14 protein-coding genes and 1 pseudogene are annotated in these 16,035 nt (G+C 70.2%); 5 read left to right on the top strand and 10 right to left on the bottom strand.

The genetic code is table 11. The features are described from left to right. Positions 1-2 precede the first annotated feature (2 nt). Genes ACRDSQ_RS13815 through nadD form a run of 3 tightly spaced genes read right to left on the bottom strand, consistent with a single transcriptional unit; the run spans position 3 to position 1,647 of the window. Positions 3-617 carry a histidine phosphatase family protein gene (locus tag ACRDSQ_RS13815; RefSeq protein ID WP_431421446.1) on the bottom strand — a complete coding sequence of 205 codons (615 nt, stop codon included), beginning with the start codon at positions 615-617 and terminating at the stop codon, positions 3-5. Then, positions 614-1,000 carry a ribosome silencing factor gene (gene rsfS / locus ACRDSQ_RS13810; protein WP_431421445.1) on the bottom strand — a complete coding sequence of 129 codons (387 nt, stop codon included), beginning with the start codon at positions 998-1,000 and terminating at the stop codon, positions 614-616. Before rsfS ends, ACRDSQ_RS13815 begins: the two co-directional genes overlap by 4 nt. A gap of 56 nt (positions 1,001-1,056) precedes the next feature. Then, complete coding sequence (gene nadD / locus ACRDSQ_RS13805) at positions 1,057-1,647, bottom strand: nicotinate-nucleotide adenylyltransferase (protein WP_431421444.1); 591 nt, start codon at positions 1,645-1,647, stop codon at positions 1,057-1,059. A 247-nt stretch (positions 1,648-1,894) separates the two neighbouring features. Here nadD and ACRDSQ_RS13800 point away from each other — a divergent pair, with 247 nt between their 5' ends. Genes ACRDSQ_RS13800 through ACRDSQ_RS13785 form a run of 4 tightly spaced genes read left to right on the top strand, consistent with a single transcriptional unit; the run spans position 1,895 to position 6,237 of the window. Next, complete coding sequence (locus ACRDSQ_RS13800; protein WP_431421443.1) at positions 1,895-2,578, top strand: nitroreductase family protein; 684 nt, start codon at positions 1,895-1,897, stop codon at positions 2,576-2,578. 43 nt (positions 2,579-2,621) lie between these two features. After that, complete coding sequence (locus ACRDSQ_RS13795; protein ID WP_431421442.1) at positions 2,622-3,371, top strand: hypothetical protein; 750 nt, start codon at positions 2,622-2,624, stop codon at positions 3,369-3,371. Next, a complete protein-coding gene (locus ACRDSQ_RS13790; protein WP_431421441.1) occupies positions 3,368-4,108 on the top strand; it encodes an isocitrate lyase/PEP mutase family protein in 741 nt (246 codons plus the stop codon). Before ACRDSQ_RS13795 ends, ACRDSQ_RS13790 begins: the two co-directional genes overlap by 4 nt. A 38-nt stretch (positions 4,109-4,146) precedes the next feature. Further along, complete coding sequence (locus tag ACRDSQ_RS13785; RefSeq protein WP_431421440.1) at positions 4,147-6,237, top strand: RecQ family ATP-dependent DNA helicase; 2,091 nt, start codon at positions 4,147-4,149, stop codon at positions 6,235-6,237. 164 nt (positions 6,238-6,401) lie between these two features. On the opposite strand, the gene proB is transcribed toward ACRDSQ_RS13785, so the two are convergent. From proB to ACRDSQ_RS13755, 6 genes are all read right to left on the bottom strand, one after another. Continuing rightward, entirely contained in the window at positions 6,402-7,520 is a 1,119-nt protein-coding gene (proB, locus tag ACRDSQ_RS13780; RefSeq protein WP_431421438.1) for a glutamate 5-kinase, read from the bottom strand. Next, positions 7,517-8,959 (bottom strand): GTPase ObgE, encoded by a 1,443-nt coding sequence (gene obgE, locus ACRDSQ_RS13775; protein ID WP_431421437.1) that lies wholly within the window; start codon positions 8,957-8,959, stop codon positions 7,517-7,519. The genes proB and obgE overlap by 4 nt, the downstream gene beginning before the upstream one ends. Positions 8,960-9,049: 90 nt before the next feature. Further along, the gene (gene rpmA / locus ACRDSQ_RS13770) at positions 9,050-9,313 is read right to left on the bottom strand and encodes a 50S ribosomal protein L27 (protein ID WP_091372427.1); all 264 of its coding nucleotides are present in this window, start codon (positions 9,311-9,313) and stop codon (positions 9,050-9,052) included. Positions 9,314-9,327: 14 nt separating this feature from the next. Then, a complete protein-coding gene (rplU, locus tag ACRDSQ_RS13765; protein WP_091372430.1) occupies positions 9,328-9,639 on the bottom strand; it encodes a 50S ribosomal protein L21 in 312 nt (103 codons plus the stop codon). Positions 9,640-9,817: 178 nt separating this feature from the next. Then, positions 9,818-12,526: a translation initiation factor IF-2 N-terminal domain-containing protein gene (locus ACRDSQ_RS13760; protein WP_431421434.1), complete on the bottom strand. Its 2,709-nt coding sequence runs from the start codon at positions 12,524-12,526 to the stop codon at positions 9,818-9,820. Positions 12,527-12,707: 181 nt separating this feature from the next. Next, complete coding sequence (locus ACRDSQ_RS13755) at positions 12,708-13,451, bottom strand: TIGR03936 family radical SAM-associated protein (RefSeq protein WP_431421433.1); 744 nt, start codon at positions 13,449-13,451, stop codon at positions 12,708-12,710. 260 nt (positions 13,452-13,711) lie between these two features. On the opposite strand from ACRDSQ_RS13755, the gene ACRDSQ_RS13750 reads away from it, so the two are divergent. Continuing rightward, positions 13,712-15,118 (top strand): S8 family peptidase, encoded by a 1,407-nt coding sequence (locus ACRDSQ_RS13750; protein ID WP_431421431.1) that lies wholly within the window; start codon positions 13,712-13,714, stop codon positions 15,116-15,118. Positions 15,119-15,276: 158 nt separating this feature from the next. Here ACRDSQ_RS13750 and ACRDSQ_RS13745 read toward each other — a convergent pair. Further along, positions 15,277-16,035 (bottom strand): annotated as a pseudogene (locus ACRDSQ_RS13745) (TIGR03960 family B12-binding radical SAM protein); the annotation flags it as partial.

Genomic DNA, 16,035 nt, shown 5'->3' with positions numbered 1-16,035 from the left:
GGCTATCCGGTGATGCCCGCGTTGTAGGCGATCAGGCGCCAGGACAGGCCGCTCGTCTCGCGGCGCGCGAGGACCGTCCAGTGGCAGTTGCTGATGCCGCCGAGTTGAGACCAGTTGGCCACGGGAAGGTCGAGGAGCCTGCCGGTGAGCGCGGTGATCAGGCCACCGTGCGCGCACAGGACAGCCGTCTCGTCGGTGCCGGTGTCGAGTTCGGCGACCACCTCGGCGGCGCGGGCCGCCACCTCGACCCGGGTCTCACCACCGGGCGGGGTGATCGTCGCGTCGGTCTGCCAGCGCCTGCGCACGCCCGGCCAGCCGTCGTCGACCTCGACGCTGGTCTTGCCCTGCCAGAGCCCCAGGTTGGTCTCCCGCAGCCGCTTGTCGATGCGCAGCGGCACGCCCATGGCCTCGCTGAACACCGTGGCGGTGTCGGTGGCGCGGCGCAGGTCGGAGGCGACCACGATGTCCGGGGAGAACCTGGCCAGCGCGGGCACCGCGAATCGGGCTTGGTTCCAGCCCACCTCGGTCAGGTTCGAGTCGAGGTGGCCTTGCATCCGGCCGGAGGCGTTGTAATCGGTCTCTCCGTGCCGCCAGAGCACGAGAGTCCGCAGACTCACGTGTCCCCGTCCTCGTCGGCGGGTGGGGCCGCGTCGAATTCGATGCGCGGGCAGTCCTTCCACAGCCCCTCGAGACCGTAGAAGACCCGCTCCTCGGTGTGCTGGACGTGCACGACGACGTCGACGAAGTCGAGCAGCACCCAGCGGCCCTCGCGGGCGCCCTCGCGGCGGACGGGCTTGGTGCCCGCCTCGCGCATCCTCTCCTCGATGTTCTCGACGATCGCGCCGACCTGGCGTTCGTTCGCCGCGGAGGCGATCACGAAGCAGTCGGTGATGACAAGCTGGTCGGACACGTCCAGCACGATCACGTCGCTGGCCTTCTTGTCCGCGGCCGCGGTGGCCGCGACCAGTGCCAACTCGCGTGCGGCGTGCGTGGCTGTCACGTTTCTCCCTCAAGTCATAACGGGTACTACAACCCGTCGAGGGTACCCGGAGGCGCTCAGGCCTCCGCGACGTAGAGGTGGCGTTTCGAGATGTACTGCACGACGCCGTCGGGCACGAGGTACCAGACCGGCTCGCCGTCGGCGACGCGCGTGCGGCAATCGGTCGACGAGATCGCCATCGCCGGGACCTCGATGAGGCTGACCGAGCCGGAGGGCAGGTGCGTGTCCTCGAGGTGGTAGCCGGGTCGCGTGACCCCCACGAAGTGCGCGAGGCGGAACAGCTCGTCGGCGTCGCGCCAGGAAAGGATCTGCTGCATCGCGTCGGCGCCGGTGATGAAGAACAGCTCGTCGTCGGGGTACTTCGCGCGCAGGTCACGCAATGTGTCGACCGTGTAGGTAACGCCCGCCCGGTCTATGTCCACGCGGCTGACTGAGAACCGGGGGTTCGACGCCGTCGCCACGACAGTCATCAGATAGCGATCTTCGGCGGCGCTGACCTCGCGGTCGCTCTTCTGCCAAGGGTGGCCGGTCGGCACGAAGATCACTTCGTCGAGGTCGAACCGGGACTGCACCTCGCTGGCCGCGACCAAGTGGCCGTGGTGGATGGGATCGAACGTCCCGCCCATGATCCCGATTCGCCGCGACATAGCTGATCAGCGTACGGACAGGTGTCGGGAAAGTCCTGAGATGTGTGGGCGGCGTCTCGCGAGGGGGGTCGTGAGACGCCGCCGCACAACTGTGGGGACCGGCGGGGCTGGGGGTTGCCCGCCGGCGCGACCCGCTCCCTTGCGGTGGCCGCGCACTGGTGAAACGAACCCCTGGCCGATGCCTGACGCGGTTTAGATGACCTTTCCGGTATGACCGCCGACACTGCCGGGCAGGCAGACTCGGGACATGACTTGGGCTCCGATTCACGATCTTCCCTACACCCCCGTCCCTTACCGGCCGGACCGGATCAGCGCGCATGAGGCGCTGCGCACGGCCGCGTCCATGCGGGAGAAGATGCAGGCGCGGCGGACCGTGCGCGCGTTCTCCTCGGACCTGGTTCCGGAACAGGTGATCATCGACGCCATCGCGGTCGCGGCGACCGCGCCCTCTGGTGCCCACCAGCAGCCGTGGACGTTCGTCGTCGTCACCGACCCCGAGGTACGCGCGCGAATCCGAGAAGCGGCCGAGGAGGAGGAACTGATCTCCTACCAGGGCAGGCTTGGCGACGAGTGGCTCTCAGCCCTGCGGCCGCTGGGCACCGACGAGCACAAGCCGCACCTGACCGAGGCGCCGTACCTGATCGTCGTGTTCGAGCAGAGGTACTACCTCGACGGCGAGAAGCAGCACAAGCACTACTACGTCGACGAGTCCGTGGGCATCGCGGTGGGCATGTTGCTGACGGCACTGCACCTGTCCGGACTCGCGGCGCTGACACACACACCGAGCCCGATGAAGTTCCTGTCCGAGGTGTTGAACAGGCCGCGCAACGAAAAGGCGTTCGCGGTGATCCCCGTCGGCTATCCCGCCGAGGACGCGGTCGTGCCCGACCTCGTACGCAAGGACTTGGACCAGGTGCTGGTGCGCGTCTGACTGTTCGGCGCACGCCGAACGGATGTCGCCCTAGCGTGGCGGCATGCGGAAATCCACGGACGGGACCTGGCTGGTCGACCAGCCCGCTGATGCGGCGGTCGCGCTCGACGCGCTGAGCGTCGCGGGGCCGAGCGGGCTGGTCGGCCGGATGGCCCGGTTCTCCGACGGCACGGACCACGCGCGCGGGCGTGCTCAGATCGAAGCCGTGCTGCCCGACGTGTCGGGCCTGAGATCGGCCGCCGCGGCGCGGACGGGGGACACGCGTGGGGAGTTCGACCTCATGCAGATCGCCTTCGCGGTGCCGGTGGCGGTTCTGGCCGCCGCACTGGGCGTCGCAGATGTCGCCGTGGCTGTTCGGCTGACCCGCGACCTTTGCGAGTCACGGTCCGACGAGGCGTTTCTCGCGTTGGCGGCGCTGCTCCCCGACCCGGCCGCTGTCAGCGTGCTCTTCCAGGCGCACGACGCGACGGCGGCACTCATCGCCGAGGCGGTGCTGGAGGGTGGGGTCGAGCGGGCGGTGCGCAGCGCACCCGTGCACCGCACGCAGCGCCGCACGGTCGCGAACACGGCCATCGGCGGCGTTGTCCTGCCCGCCGGTAGCGCGCTGTGGGTGTCGCTCACGGAGACCGGCACGTTCGGCGCGGGCCGCCACGCCTGCCCTGGGGCCGTCCTGGCCACCGCGCTGGCGCAGGGAGTGCTCGACGCGCTCGGTGAGGTGAGCATCGTGGATGTCGAGTATGAGTCACGGCCGAACATGCGCCTGCCCGCCCGACTCGTTGTGAGGACCCGATGACCTTCGCCGACCTGCACCACGGCCCCCGGCCGCTCACCCTCCCGAACGCCTGGGATGTCGCGTCCGGGTTGCTGCTGGCCGACGCCGGATTCGCCGCGATCGGCACGACCAGCCTCGGCGTGACCGCGGCGGCGGGCCTGCCGGACGGCACCGGCACCAGCCCCGACCTCACGATGGGCCTGGCCCGGGCGCTGGTCGGCAGGCTGGCCGTTCCGCTGACCGTCGACCTCGAAGGCGGTTACTCCGACGACCCTGGCGCGGTCGCGGCGCTGGCGGCGGAGTTGGCCGACCTCGGCGTGGCGGGAATCAACCTTGAGGACGCCACCCGGCCCGTCGAGGTGCACGCGGCGATCATCCGTGCGGTCGCGGAAGCCGCGCCTGCTCTGTTCATCAACGCGCGTACCGACACCTACTGGCTCGACGACGGACACCGCGACGAGACGATCCCGCGCTTGTTCGCGTACCGGGACGCGGGAGCCTCGGGCGTGTTCGTGCCCGGGCTGTCAGAGCCGGGTGAGATCGCGGCGGTGGCCGAACAAGTCGGGCTCCCGCTCAACGTGCTGTGGCAAGCGGGGATCGAGACAACGCCGGGTATCGCGCGAATCAGCACCGGCTCAGCGATCTACCGGCACGCCTTGGGCGCGGCGCTGGCGGTCGCCGACTGCGCTCGAACCGGCGAGACACCCGCGACGACGGCAGTGAGTTATCCACAGCTTCAGCGCAGGCTGGGGATCTGAGTTCGGCTCTGTCGGCCGAATGAGGTAAGCAGGTAACCGTGGACGAGCAGGCATTGCGCGCATCAGCCGAGGAGCGTCTCCGCGCCCTCGCGGGTCCGGACGCCCAGCTGCGGGAGGACCAGTGGACCGCGATCCGCGGTCTGGTCGCCGACCGCGGCCGCGCCTTGGTGGTGCAGCGGACCGGGTGGGGCAAGTCGGCGGTGTACTTCGTCGCGACGGCGTTGCTGCGTGAGCTGGGCGAGGGGCCGACGGTGATCGTGTCGCCGCTGCTCGCACTCATGCGCAACCAGGTCGACGCCGCCGCCCGCGCGGGCGTCCACGCGGCGACGATCAACTCGGCCAACATGCAGGACTGGGAGGCCGTGCACGAGGCCGTCGCCGACGGCAGTGTCGACGTGCTGCTGGTGAGCCCGGAACGGCTCAACAACCCGGACTTCCGCGACGCGGTGCTGCCGAAGCTGACGGCGTCCGCTGGGCTGCTCGTGGTCGACGAGGCCCACTGCATCTCCGACTGGGGACACGATTTCCGGCCCGACTACCGCAGGCTGCGGACTCTTATCGCGGAATTGCCGCAAGGCGTGCCGGTGCTCGCGACGACCGCGACGGCGAACAACCGGGTGGTCCAGGACGTCGCGCAGCAGCTGGGGCTGACCGACGACTCGATGGTGCTGCGTGGCGCCCTCGACCGGGAGAGCCTGCGGCTGGGTGTGCTGCGGCTGCCGACCGCGCAGGCCCGGCTGGCGTGGCTGGCGGAGAACCTGGAGCGGTTCACCGGGTCGGGGATCATCTACACGCTCACGGTGGCCGCGGCCGAGGAGCTGGCGTCGTTCCTGCGTGACCGCGGTTTCGAAGTGGCGGCCTACACCGGCCGGACGGACACGGCCGAACGGCAGCAGGCCGAGGACGATCTGCTCGCCAACCGGGTCAAAGCGCTGGTGGCGACGTCGGCGTTGGGTATGGGCTTCGACAAGCCGGACCTGGGTTTCGTCGTGCACGTCGGCGCGCCGCAGTCGCCGATCTCGTACTACCAGCAGATCGGCCGCGCGGGCCGTGGTGTGCGCCGGGCGGATGTCGTGCTGCTGCCCGGCCGCGAGGACAAGGACATCTGGTCGTACTTCGCGTCGCTCGCGTTCCCGGCGGAGCGGGTCGTGCGTGAGGTGCTGGCGGCGTTGGACGACGCGGGCAAGGCGCTGTCGACGCAGGCGCTCGAACCGAGGGTCGACCTGGCCAGGGGCAGACTGGAGATGGTCCTCAAGGTTCTCGACGTCGACGGCGCGGTGCGGCGGGTGCGGGGCGGCTGGGAATCGACCGGCCGGCCGTGGGAGTACGACGAGGAACGCTACTCGCGGATCGCGACCGCGCGGGAGTCCGAGCAGCGGGCGATCTTGGACTACCAGGACACCGACGGCTGCCGGATGGAGTTCCTCCTGCGCGAGTTGGACGACCCGCACGCGGCGCCGTGCGACCGGTGCGACAACTGCACCGGTGAGCGCTGGAGCGACGAGGTCTCCGGCGCCAACGTCGACGCCGCGCGGGAACGGCTGCGCAGGCCCGGTGTGGAGATCACACCGAAGAAGCAGTGGCCCACGGGAATGGCGACGCTGGGTGTGTCGCTGTCGGGAAACATCAAGGCGGGTCACAAAGCGGCGGCTGGGCGCGCGCTCGGCAGGCTCACCGACATCGGCTGGGGCAATCGTTTGCGGGATGTCTTCGCGGGCGAGGACGGACCGATCCCGGACGATGTGTTCGACGCGTGTGTGAAGGTGCTTTCGGCGTGGGACTGGGAGCAGCGGCCGGTAGGTGTGGTGACCATCGCGTCGGGCAGCAGGCCGGAGCTGATCTCGAGCTTCGGCGCCCGGATCGCGGCGATCGGGCGGCTACCGCTGCTGGGCGAGGTGCGCACCGGCGGGCCGAGCGCGCGGGCCAACAGCGCGCATCGATTGGCGCACCTGTGGGGATCGGTTCGGGTGCCTGAGGACTTGGCGGCGGCTGTGTCCGGAGTGGACGGACCGGTGCTGGTGGTGGACGACAAGACCGACTCGGGCTGGACCATGACAGTGGCCGCCGCGGCACTGCGCGACGCGGGCGCGAACGCCGTACTCCCCTTCACCCTCGCCACAACCACCTAACCACCCAGGACGGCCGACCGGGTGCAGATGGATGCCAACCAGGCCATCCAACCGCCGCCTAAGGGGACCGTGACGGCACTCGACCACGGTCACCACCACTCCACACCTTCGCATGGGCGGTGACCAACACTTGAAATTCCGGGAAGGCGGCGCTACGAGGCCTATCAGCTGAGAGGGACCAGGTCGTCTGCGTGGACTACCTCGCGGCGTTGGTCGTTGGGGAGGTGGTGCGTGGAGTGGCCGATCAGGGCCGGTAGCTCCGTCGAGTCGAAGTTCACGACACCCCGGGCGACGACCTTGCCCGTGGAGTCGGCGAGTTCGACGACGTCGCCGAGGCCGAAGTCGCCGGAGGTCGAGGTGATGCCCGCGGCCAGCAGTGAGCGGCGGCGAACGACTACCGCCGCGACGGCGCCGTCGTCGAGGACCAAGCGGCCCGTGGATTCGGCCGCGTAGGCGAGCCAGAAGCGGCGGGCTGAGAGCCTGCGCCCGGCGGAGGCGAATGCGGTGCCGACGCCTGCCGTGGTCAACGCTTCGGGGGCGTGCGCCGAGGAAGCCAGCAGCACCGGGATACCCGCCGCCGACGCCAGCCGGGCGGCGGCGAGTTTCGACGCCATACCACCGGTTCCGAGGCCGGACGCGCCAGTCGCACCTGCCACCACCCCGTCCACATCGGACGCGTCGGCAACCTCATCGATACGACGGGCCGCGCCGCGCCGGGGGTCACCGTCGTACAGAGCGTCCACATCGGACAGCAGCACCAGCGCGTCGGCGCCGATGAGGTGCGCCACCAGGGCCGCCAGGCGGTCGTTGTCGCCGAAACGGATTTCCTCGGTGGCCACGGTGTCGTTCTCGTTCACCACCGGAACGATCCCCAACGCCAGCAACCGAGACAGGGTCCGCTGGGCGTTGCGGTAGTGGGAACGCCGGACGACGTCGTCGGCGGTGAGCAGCACCTGGCCCACGGTCAGCGAGTATCGCGCGAAGGACGCCACATAGGCATGCCCGAGCACCAGTTGCCCGACGCTGGCCGCGGCCTGCTGGGTGGCCAGGTCACGTGGGCGCCGCGGGATGCCCATGGGGGCGAGCCCCGCGGCGATGGCACCCGAGGACACCAGGACGACCTGGCCGCCCGCCGCCCGCCGAGCGGCGACAGCGTCGACCAGTGCGTCGAGCCGAGCAGGGTCGAGACCGCCTTCGGCTGTAGTCAGCGACGACGAGCCGACCTTCACCACGATGAGCCGCGCCGAGGTCACCGCCTCGCGGGTGGCCGAGCGCAGGGTCACTCGTCGTCGTCCTCGTCCTTGCGGGCGCGGCGGGCCAGCTTGGCGACCTTCCGCTCGGCGGCACCGATGCGTTCGGGCTGGTCAAGCCGGGGGTCGCTGCCGCGGCCGTGCATCATCATCGCGACACCGGCCGGGGTCGACGGCTCCCAGTCGAACGTGTGCGTGCCGATGGTGACCGGGCAGCCGGGGCGGGCACCGGCCCTGGCCAGCGCCTCTTCGACACCCAGCCGCGCGAGCCGGTCGCCGAGGTAGCCGACGGCCTCGGTGTTGGTGAAGTCGGTCTGGCGCACCCACCGCTGCGGGCGCTCGCCGTAGACGATGAAGCCGCCCTCTTCGTCCGGGTCCGGCTCGATGCGGAACCCGGCGTCGTCGACCGCGGTGGGCCGCAGGACGGTCCGGGTGGCCTCGGGCTCGGGCTTGCTCGCCCGGTCCTCCTCGATGACCTTCGCCAGCGCGAAGCTGAGCTCACGCAGGCCCTCGCGGGTGGCGGTCGAGACCTCGAACACCGGCAGTCCGCGCGCCTCGATCTCGGGGCGGACCAGCTCGGCCAGTTCGCGCGCCTCGGGCACGTCGATCTTGTTCAGCACCACGATCCGCGGCCGGTCGTTGAGGTCGCCGCCGAGCGACGGGGTGTAGAGCGACAGCTCCTGCTCGAGGGCGTCGATGTCGGAGAGCGGGTCGCGGTCGGCTTCGTAGGTGGCGCAGTCGACCACGTGGACCAGCACCGAGCAGCGCTCGATGTGGCGCAGGAAGTCCAGGCCGAGACCCTTGCCCTGGCTCGCCCCCGGGATCAGGCCCGGGACGTCGGCGATCGTGTAGACCGACTCCCCCGCCGTGACCACGCCGAGGTTCGGGACCAGAGTGGTGAACGGGTAGTCGGCGATCTTCGGCTTGGCCGAGGACATCACCGCGATGAGCGACGACTTGCCCGCGGACGGGAAGCCGAGCAGGCCCGCGTCGGCGACCGAGCGCAGCTCCAGGACCAGGTCGCGGGTCTCCCCCGGCTCGCCGAGCAGGGCGAACCCGGGCGCGCGGCGGGCCTTGGAGGCCAGCGCGGCGTTGCCGAGACCACCCCGGCCGCCTTGCGCGGCGACGAAGCGGGTGCCGTGCCCGACCAGGTCGACGACGATCTCGCCTTCCGGCGTCAGGACGACGGTGCCGTCGGGCACCTTCCACTCCACGGTCTCGCCGGTGGCGCCGTCGCGGTTCGCGCCGCCACCCTGCTTTCCGCTGCCCGCGTCGGCGTGCGGGCGGAAGTGGAAGTCGAGCAGCGTATGGACGTTGCTGTCCACGACGAGCACGACGTCACCTCCGTTGCCGCCGTTGCCGCCGTCGGGGCCGCCGAGAGGCTTGAACTTCTCCCGGTGCACCGACGAACAGCCGTTGCCGCCGCTGCCCGCGGCAACATGGATGACCACTCGGTCGACGAATCGGGACACTGGAATTTCCTCTCAAGAACGAACAAAAGACGAGGGGTGAGCCGGATGCGATCCAGCCCACCCCTCGTCGGAGTCTTGCAGTCGAACGACTTACGCAGCCGTTTCGACGGGGACGATGTTGACGGTCTTGCGACCGCGCTTCTCGCCGAACTGGACCGCGCCCGCGGCCAGGGCGAACAACGTGTCGTCCTTACCGCGGCCGACGTTCACACCGGGGTGGAACTTGGTGCCGCGCTGACGGAGCAGGATTTCGCCGGACTTGACGACCTGGCCGCCGTAGCGCTTCACGCCGAGGTACTGGGCGTTGGAGTCACGCCCGTTACGCGAGCTGGATGCACCCTTTTTGTGTGCCATGGCTGCTCAGGTCCTCACTTAACCGTGATGCCGGTGACCTCGACGCGGGTCAACTTCTGACGGTGACCCTGACGCTTGTGGTAGCCGGTCTTGTTCTTGAACTTGTGGATACGAATCTTGGGGCCCTTGGTCTGCTCGACGACCTTGCCGGTCACCGAAACCTTCGCCAGGGCGTCCGCGTCGGTGGTGACGTCGGTGCCGTCGACAACGAGCACCGCGGCGAGGCTCAGCTCGGTGCCGGGCGTGCCGACAAGCTTCTCGACCTCGACGACGTCGCCGACAGCCACCTTGTACTGCTTGCCGCCGGTCTTGACGATCGCGTACATCGGGAAGGCTCCTGCTTACTAGACAATGGGGGTCATGGGCGCCCTGGCTCCGGAGGAACAACACCGAGCTGGGCTTCTCATGACACGGCCCACCGAACGGCGGGCCGTGTCACAGGTTACGTGCCTGCGGGAATCGAGGTCAAACCGGGGTGGTCAACGGTGATGGTGATGCTCGCCATCAGCCCTCCTGACCTGCGTTGACCGGCGGGCCGGCAGGCCGCGAGGCGGTCCGACGGCTGCGCCTGCGGGGGGCCGAGACGGCGGGCGCCGCCACGGGTGCGGGGGCTTCGACCACCGGCTCCGGCGCGCGGCCGTTGCTGACGTTGTCGTGCTCCGCGTGACCGTCGCCCGAGAAGTCACTCTCGGCCGGGGCCTCGGGCGCCTCCACGGCGGGCTCAGGGGCCTTGACCGGCTCAGCGGCCACCGGTTCGACGTCGTGGCCGTCGTCGGTGTGCTTGACCGTCGCCTTGGCGATGGTGGCGACGGCGTTCTTCACGTCATCGCGCACCGGCTCGTCCTTGACGACCGGCTGCTGCTGGTCCTTGCCCTTGTCCCGGTCGCGGTCCCGACCGCGGCGCCTGCCGCCGCCGGTCTGCTCCGGCTCCTTCTCCTTCTGCGGAGCGGGCTGCTGCTGCTGTTGCGGCGCGGGAGCGGCCTTGGCGGTCTCGGTGCTGACCACCACGCCACGGCCCTTGCAGTGCTCACAGGTGTTGCTGAAGGCCTCCAGCAGGCCCGTGCCGACCCGCTTGCGGGTCATCTGCACGAGACCCAGCGAGGTGACCTCGGCGACCTGGTGGCGGGTGCGGTCGCGGCCAAGGCACTCGGTGAGCCTGCGCAGGACGAGGTCCCGGTTGGACTCGAGCACCATGTCGATGAAGTCGATGACGATGATGCCGCCGATGTCGCGCAGCCGCAGCTGGCGGACGATCTCCTCGGCCGACTCCAGGTTGTTGCGGGTCACCGTCTCCTCGAGGTTGCCACCGGAGCCGGTGAACTTGCCCGTGTTGACGTCGATGACCGTCATCGCCTCGGTGCGGTCGATGATCAGGTAGCCGCCCGAGGGCAGCCAGCCCTTGCGGTCGAGCGCCTTGAGCAGCTGCTCGTCGACCCGCGTCTCCGCGAAGACGTCCTTCGGCCCGACATGGCGCCGGACCCGGTCGAGCAGTTCGGGGGCCACGTGGCGGACGTAGGAGTCGATCGTCTCCCACGCCGTCTCACCCTGGACCGCGAGCGTGGTGAAGTCCTCGGTGAACAGGTCGCGGACGACCTTCACCAGCAGATCGGGCTCCTCGTAGAGCAGCGAGGGGGATCCGGCTTTCTTGACGCCGTTGGTGCCCTCGGACTTGTCCTTGATGACCTGCCACTGCGCCTGCAGCCTGCGGACGTCGCGGCCCAGCTCTTCCTCGCTGATGCCCTCCGAGGCGGTGCGGATGATGACGCCCGCGTCCTCGGGGACGATCCGCTTGAGGACGTCCTTGAGCCTGCGCCGCTCGTTCTCCGGCAGCTTGCGGGAGATGCCGGTGGCGCCGCCGCCGGGCACGTAGACCAGGAAGCGGCCGGGCAGCGAGATCTGGGTGGTGAGCCGGGCGCCCTTGTGTCCGATCGGGTCCTTGGTGACCTGCACGAGCACGCTGTCGCCGGTGGACAGGGCCTGCTCGATCTTGCGGGCCTTGCCTTCCAGGCCTGCGGCGTCCCAGTCGACCTCACCGGCGTAGAGCACGGCGTTGCGGCCGCGGCCGATGTCGACGAAGGCGGCTTCCATGCTGGGCAGCACGTTCTGGACGCGGCCCAGGTAGACGTTGCCGACCAGGGAGCCGGTGCCGGTGGAGGTGACGAAGTGCTCGACGAGCACACCGTCCTCCAGGACCGCGATCTGCGTGCGGTCCGGGTTCTCCCGCACGATCATCGCGCGGTCGACGGCCTCGCGGCGGGCCAGGAACTCGGCCTCCGACAGGATCGGCGCGCGCCTGCGACCGGCCTCGCGGCCGTCGCGGCGACGCTGCCGCTTGGCCTCGAGCCGGGTGGAGCCGCGCACGCTGCGCACCTCGTTGCGGGCGTCGGCGGCCTCGGTCTTCTCGTCGCGCACCTCGCGGACATGGACCACGGTGTTGGGCGGGTCGTCCGAAGTGGACTCGGTGGCCGAGTAGTCACCGTCGTCCCCGCCCTTGCGGCGGCGACGGCGGCGGCGACGGCGACTGGCGGCGTCGCCGGTCTCGTCGTCCTGCGTGGACGGCTCGTCCTGCGCGGGCTCTTCGGCCTCGGTGGCCTCGTCGACATCCGACCTGGTGTCGGTCGCCTCGGGCTCGTCGTTGGCGCCCTTGCCGCGACCGCGGCCACGGCGACCACGACGACGGCGGCGGCTCGCGCCACCGTCCTCATCGTCATCGTCGGCGTGCGCCTCTTCGGCGGGGGCGGCGGCCTTCGGCGCGACCTTGGGGACGATCTCCTCGATCGGCTCCTCGACCCGCTCCTCGCGGCGCTTGACCGGCGCGGGGGCCGCGACCGGCTCGGGCGGGAGGAACAGCGGCGACGCGGACGCGAAGACCGGCGTCGGAGGAATCCGGGCCTTGCGCGGAGCCACCGGCTCCGGCTCGACCGGCGTCTCGACGACCGGCTCGACGACGCTCTCGGTGGCGTTCTCGGCGCTCACGTCGCTGGTCAGGGCCTCGGCGACCTTGATGGCCAGGTCGCGGCCGACGCTGGACTGCGCGCCGCGCACCTCTTCACCGAGGTCGGTGAGGGCGCTGATGACGTCCTTGCTGCTGACTTCCAGCAGCTTCGCGAGGGCGTGCACCCGAACCTTGGCGGGAAGATCCGCCAGCGCCGCTTGGGTAGCTGTGGTGGTAGCCCCGCCGGTGCTTCCGGCAGGGTTCGACATATCCGACATGTAACTCCTCCGCCCCCGGGCGCGTCCCTGCAGACGCGGCCGCTCAGGGGCCTAGTTGTGTTTCCACCGCGCAAGGCGGCGGGAATCCTCGCCTCTCGCCGTCTCGATACCGGTCATGGGACCGACACCGGCTGACGGCAGGTCGTTCGACCACGGTGAGGCTTTGCGTCTCCCAGGCGGACTATCCGGCTGTCGCCGCCCGATCGAGGGCCAGCGGGTCGGACAGAACGCCATCGTCGTCAAGCCGTCCCTGGGCCATCCGCGTCGCCTTCGCGGGCACGGGCGGTTCCAGAGCGGCGACGACGCGCAACGCGCTCAGTACGTCGTCGGGCCGAACGGCTGGTGTTGTCTGCCGAACGACCGCCATCAGTATCCCATACGGGGGCGAATCCACTGGCATGTCGATGCCCACACCGGACAACGAGTCGGCGGAGTCGAGCACCTCGGCCCGGATAACCGCAGGTCGGGCGTCGATCAGCCGCCTGCCGTCCTTGGTGAGCCGCTCCACTTCGACGTGTTCTTCGGCGAGCAGCTTCGCCACCGCGTCACGCAGGTCGTCGACCGGCACGCCCGGCAGCTCGATGCGCCAGCGACTGGCCTCCATGCGCTCCGCGAGCCCGCCCGGACCGGCCACGACCGACTCCAGGACGTCGATGCCCGGCGGGAGCGCCTCGTCGAGAGCGGCCGCGAGCCTGGCGGGGTCGACCGCCTCGACTACCGAGATCTCGACGTATTCGGCCTCGCTGGCCACCCCCGTCGGCGCCGCGCCGATCCACGAGATCTTCGGGTGCGGGCTGAAACCCTGGGAGTAGGCCATCGGCACACCCGCCCGGCGCAGCGCGCGCTCGAACGTGCGGGCCACGTCGCGGTGGGAGGTGAAGCGGAGCCTTCCCCGCTTGGCGTAGCGCAGGCGCAGCTTCTGCACCGGCGCGGCCGACGGGTTGGGCTGATCCTGGCGACTCAGGATTACTCCTAGGGGATGTGTCCGACGGGTACTTCTGCCTGCTGGTGGAACCGTACCGTGGCGCGATCCGCCGACTGAATTACTCCGGTTGGCAGCACTCGGAGCCGGTGGGCGGCCAATTCCGCCTTCCAGGTTGTTTCCCACGCGGGTCGTGGCTACCGTCCGCAGCGAGTGGTCAGCACGACCCGAGCAATCCGGCAGGCCAGTACTGGAGGTCGCCCGTGCCTCTGCTGCGCCGAACACAGGCGGCAGTGGTCAGTGTCGCGGCGGTCGCGACGGTGCTCGTGAGCACCGACCCCGCGTTCGCCGTGCCCATGGAGCCAGGTGTCGTCACCTGCGGGGATCACCAGCTCGACGTGCGGTTCGTCGTGCTCTACGAGCCATGGACCAGCGCCGAGGACGCCACCGCGGAAACGGCGTCGAAGTGCGGGTCCACGGTGGCCTACTACCCGCAGATCGGCGTGGGCGTGGTCACATCCAGTGACCGCCGGTTCCCCGGTCTGATGGGCCGCGACCGGGTGTTCAGCGCGCAGAACGCGGTCGGGCGGTCCAAGCAGGCCGAGGTCACCCGGACGGCGTACGAGGTGCCCAAGGCCGACCGGACCGCCGAGCAGTGGGACATGGCGATGATCGGGGCCGACCGGGCCCGCGAGATCAACCCGGGCAGCTCCGAGGTGGTCGTCGGGGTGCTCGACTCGGGTGTCGACTCCACCCACCCCGACCTCGCGCCCGCCGTCGACACCGACCGGTCGGCCGGCTGTCTGGGCGGCAAGGCCGACCCGGCGCCCGCGGCGTGGCAGCCGACGGAGTCACCGCACGGCACGCACGTCGCCGGGATCATCGCCGCCGCCGACGATGGCAGCGGCATCACCGGGGTCGCCCCCGGGGTGCGGCTGGCCTCGGTGAAGGTGGTCGACGACGCCGGGTTCGTGCTTCCCGAGGCGGTGGTGTGCGGCCTGATGTGGGCGGCGGCGCAGGGCATGGCGGTGGCCAACAACAGTTATTTCGTCGACCCCTGGCTGCAGACCTGCGACCGCGAAGGAGAACGTGTGGTCTCCGAAGCAGTGCGCCGCGCGGTCGACTACGTGACGCGGCGGGGCGTGCTCGTGGTGGCGGCGGCGTCGAACGAGAACATCGACTTGGCCCGGCCGCATGGGCAGACGGTGGACGCGAAGGGCGAGCGGCGGACGCTGGATGACAGCTGCAAGGTGCTGCCGGCGGGCCTGCGTGGAGTGGTGGCGGTGTCGGCGGTGGGCCCTTCGGAGCTCAAGGCCGGGTACAGCGCGTATGGGCTTGGGGTGGTCGACGTGACCGCGCCTGGCGGGGACCAGGGCTCGGACAGCTGCGTGCTGTCGACGGTGCCTGGTGGGTACGCGAAGTCCTGCGGGACCTCGATGGCGACGCCGCATGTCTCGGGGGTCGCGGCGCTGTTGGCGAGCACGCATCGGCAGGCGACTCCGCAGGCGTTGAGCCGGTTGTTGACGGGACAGGCTCGAGCGGTGCCATGTCCGGCGGATTACGACCTTGATGGGGCGGGTGGGCAGGATGCCTACTGCTCTGGGTATGCGCCGTACAACAGCTTTCATGGGCACGGGATGGTCGACGCATTGGCTGCTGTGAACGGATAGCTTTTGGTTTGTGGAGTGCCGGTCGGGTGGTGAAGGGTTGGGCCCGGTATCAGCCGGGGTCAGCTGGTGGAAGCCGACCGGGCCGTTGTCCTCTTCGGTCCACCGCCTGCGCAGCAGCGCCACCGACGCCAGGTCGGCGTCGGCGGCGCGGCGGACGGTCACGGGGAGGTCAGGGCCGGGTTCTGCACCGGGGAACCGATGCCGACGGGACTGATCGGCAGCAGCTTGCGACCGGTGGGGCCGATCTCGATGTCGGTCCCCATCGCCGGGCAGACGCCGCAGTCGAAGCACGGGGTCCAGCGGCAGTCGTCCTGTTCGCGGGAGTCGAGGGCGTCCTGCCAGTCGTCCCAGAGCCATTCCTTGTCGAGGCCCGAGTCGAGGTGGTCCCAGGGCAGGACCTCGGCCTCGGTGCGCTCGCGGGTGGTGAACCACGCCAGGTCGACGCCCAGGGGCTCCAGTTCCGTCGCGGCGGAGGAAACCCAGCGGTCGTAGGAGAAGTGTTCGCTCCAGCCGTCGAAGCGGCCGCCGTCGCGCCAGACTCGTTCGATCACTCGGCCGACTCGGCGGTCGCCGCGCGACAGCAGGCCTTCGATGAGACTTGGCTTGCCGTCGTGGTAGCGCATGCCGATGTTGCGGCCCAGGCTGCGGTCGCGGTCGGAGTTGACCGCCTCACGCAGTTTCCGCAGCCGACTGTCCACAGTGTCCGGGTCGCACTGGGCGGCCCACTGGAACGGGGTGTGCGGCTTGGGGACGAACCCGCCGATGGAGATGGTGCAGCGGATGTCCTTGCGGCCACTGGCTTCCCGGCCCGCGCGGATGACGTTCTTCGCCATCTCGGCGATCTGCAGGACGTCGTCGTCGGTCTCGGTGGGCAGGCCGCACATGAAGTACAGCTTCACCTGGCGCCAGCCGTTGGC

This window comes from Actinokineospora sp., assembly GCF_050699995.1.
Lineage (GTDB): Bacteria > Actinomycetota > Actinomycetes > Mycobacteriales > Pseudonocardiaceae > Actinokineospora.
The sequence above is the reverse complement of the archived record's forward strand: the minus strand, read 5'-3'. Positions and strand labels throughout refer to the sequence as shown.